Source organism: Burkholderia sp. Ac-20379, assembly GCF_017104645.1.
Lineage (GTDB): Bacteria > Pseudomonadota > Gammaproteobacteria > Burkholderiales > Burkholderiaceae > Burkholderia.
The window spans coordinates 1-3068 of record NZ_JAAGPF010000536.1 but is presented as its reverse complement, the minus strand read 5'-3'; the positions used below and the strand labels follow the sequence as shown (position 1 = coordinate 3068).

At 71.3% G+C, this 3068-nt stretch carries 3 protein-coding genes; all 3 read left to right on the top strand.

The genetic code is table 11. The annotated features are described in order from the left end of the window. Positions 1–697, top strand: a 697-nt coding sequence (gene tagH, locus G3N92_RS32425) for a type VI secretion system-associated FHA domain protein TagH (RefSeq protein ID WP_206131614.1), incomplete at its 5' end; no start/stop codon positions are given. A gap of 55 nt (positions 698–752) precedes the next feature. Further along, positions 753–2090, top strand: coding sequence for a type VI secretion system baseplate subunit TssK (tssK, locus tag G3N92_RS32420; RefSeq protein ID WP_206131613.1), 1338 nt, complete (start codon positions 753–755; stop codon positions 2088–2090). Continuing rightward, on the top strand, positions 2087–3068 hold a 982-nt coding region (gene icmH, locus G3N92_RS32415), incomplete at its 3' end, for a type IVB secretion system protein IcmH/DotU (RefSeq protein WP_206131612.1). The genes tssK and icmH, both read left to right, overlap by 4 nt.

Here is a 3068-nt window from a genome sequence, read left to right as displayed (position 1 = left end):
GCAGGTCGCGCCGAGCGCGCCGAGCGAAGCGACGCCGCCGGCAAGCGACGCGCCGCAGGCCGCACCGCCTCGCATCGTGCCGCCGCCATCCGCACCGGCTCCGGCATCGTCCGCCGCTGTCATCGATACGGCGCCGGCCGCCGTCCCGGCTCCGCAGCCCCAAGCCGCACAGCCCCAAGCCGCGCAGGCGGCCCCCGACCTCGACGAGATGTTCCGCATCGCCGTGGACGCCATGATGGACGTGCTGCGCGCGCGCGCCGAGCTGAAGAACAGCTTCCGCCTGCCCGCCACGCTGATCCAGCGCACCGAGAACAACCCGCTGAAGTTCGCGCCGACCGCGCAGGAAGCCGTCAAGCGGCTGTTCGCGCCGCCCGATCAGGGCTTCCTGGCCGGCAGCGCCGCGCTCAACGACGCCGCCGCCGATATCCGCAATCACCAGATGGCGATGCTGGCCGGCGTGCGCTCGGCGTTCCGCTCGCTGCTCGCGCATTTCGATCCGGCGCGCATCGAGGAGGCCGAGGGCGGCAGCCCGCGGCGGCTCTCGCTCGGCGGCCGGCCGCGTCACTGGGAACGCTACAAGGCGCAGTTCGAGGCGCTCACGCGCGACCCCGACGACTGCTTCCGCCGCCTGTTCGGCGACGAATTCGCGCGGGCCTACGAGGAACAACTGGCGCGCCTGAAAAGCCGTCGCGACTGAGCGTGCCGCACGCCGCCGCCCGCACCGCACACGAAACCTGGATCGACCGATAGCCATGACCCAAAGCAACAAGATCGTATGGAGCGAAGGCCTGTTTCTGCGGCCGCAGCACATGCAGCAGCAGGAGCGCTATTTCGAGCGCTACGTGGAGCTGCGCTCGGGCGGCCTGCGCCCGCACGCCTGGGGCTTCCACGAGCTCGAACTCGAGACCGACCTGCTGGCGATCGGCAAGCTCGGCATCAAGCGCGCGAGCGGGGTGTTTCCCGACGGCACGCCGTTCTCGATGCCCGGCGACGACCCGCTGCCGCCGCCGCTCGACATCGAATCGAGCTGGCGCGACCAGGCCGTGCATCTGACCTTGCCGCTGCGCTCGGTCACGCAGCCCGACAGCGCGTGGCCCGGCGCGAGCGCCGATCAACTGACGCGCTACCGCGTGCGCGAAACCGAGGCGCGCGACGCGTCCGGCAGCATGGAAGGCCTGACGACGCTCGAGGTGGCCGGCATGAGCGCGCGCCTGCTGCCCGATTCGCAGCCCACCGAAGGGCTGATGCGGATCCCGCTCGCGCGCGTGATCGAATGCCGGGCCGACCGCCGCGTGATCCTCGACGACGGCTTCATGCCCACCGCGCTGCGCACCGAGGCCGCCGAGCGGCTCGTCACGTTCCTGTCCGAGCTGCTGGGCCTGCTGCACCAGCGCGGCGAGGCGCTGGCCGGCCGCGTGGCGGAAACCGATCGCGGCGGCGCGGCCGAGATCGCCGATTTCCTGATGCTGCAGGTGATCAACCGCTACCAGCCGCTGATCGCGCATCTGGCCGCCGCGCCGCTGCTGCATCCCGAGGCGCTGTATCGCCAACTGCTCGAACTGGCCGGCGAGCTGGCCACGTTCACCGAGCCGGGCAAGCGCAGCCGCACGTTCGCGCCGTATCGCCACGAAAGCCTGCGCGAGAGCTTCGAGCCGCTGATCGCCGCGCTGCGCATCGCGCTGAGCGCCGTGCTGGAGCAGAGCGCGATCCCGATCCCGCTGCAGCAGCGCAAGTACGGCGTGTGGGTGGGCGTGGTGCCCGATCCGACGCTGCTCGACACCGCCACCTTCGTGCTGGCCGCCAAGGCCGACATGAAGGCCGAGGACATGCGCCGGCAACTGCCGACGCAATCGAAGATCGGCCCGGTCGAGAAGATCCGCGATCTGGTCAACCTGCAACTGCCGGGCATCGGCGTGTCGCCGATGGCGGTCGCGCCGCGCCAGTTGCCGTACACGTCGGGCTTCGTCTATTTCGAGTGCGACCGGCAATCGTCGATGTGGCGCATGTTGAAGACCTCGGGCGGCATCGCGATGCATTTCGGCAGCGGCTTCGCCGGCCTCGACCTGCAATGCTGGGCGGTGCGCACATGAGCACGAACTCCCGCAACGGCGATCGCAATCCGCCGCCCGACGCCACCGTGCTGCGTCCGCGCGAGGCGGCCGGCGTGTCCGGCGCCGACGACGTCACGCGCATCGCGATGCCGCGCCCGGCCGACGCCGATCAGCCGACCTATCAGGCTGCGCATGCCGCGCGTATCGCCCGCGCCGAACGCCGCGCCGAGCTCGGCGATTTCATGAGCGGCGTGGCCAATCCGCTCGTGCGTGCCGCCAATCCGCTGCTGCTGCTGACCGTGCAACTGCGTCACAGCGTGGCGCCGCCGGCCGACGTCGCCCGCCTGCGCGAGCAGGCCGTCGCGCAGGTGCGCAGCTTCGAGCAGTACGCGCAGGACGCCGGCATCAGCACGCAGACGGTGATGGCCGCGCGCTACGTGCTGTGCACGCTGATCGACGAGGCCGTCAACATCGCGCCGTGGGGCGACCTGAGCGGCTGGGCGCAGAAGACGCTGCTCGTCACGTTCCACGGCGAAACCTACGGCGGCGCGAAGTTCTTCCAGATCCTCGACCGCCTGAGCGCCGATTTCTCGCGCCATCTCGACCTGATCGAACTGATGTACATCTGCCTCGCGCTCGGCTTCGGCGGGCGCTATCTGGTGGAGCCGGGCGGCCTCGGCCGGCTCGCCGACATCCAGGACGACCTGTACCGCCGCATTCGCGGGCTGCGCGAGGCGCCGGCCGCCGAACTCGCGCCGCACTGGCGCGGCGTGGAGGATCGCCGCAACCCGGTGATGCGTCACGTGCCGCTGTGGGTGGCGCTGGCCGCTTCGGCCGTGATCGTGCTCGGCGCGTTCCTGGTTTTCTTCACGCGCCTGAACGGCCTGAGCGAGCCGGCCAGCGCGCGGCTCGCCGCGATCGGGCTGGAGAACGCGCCGCCGCCGCAGGGCGGGGCCGCGCCGAAGCCGGCGCGCAGCCTCAAGGCGCTGCTCAGCTCGGAAGAGCACCCGTCTGAAC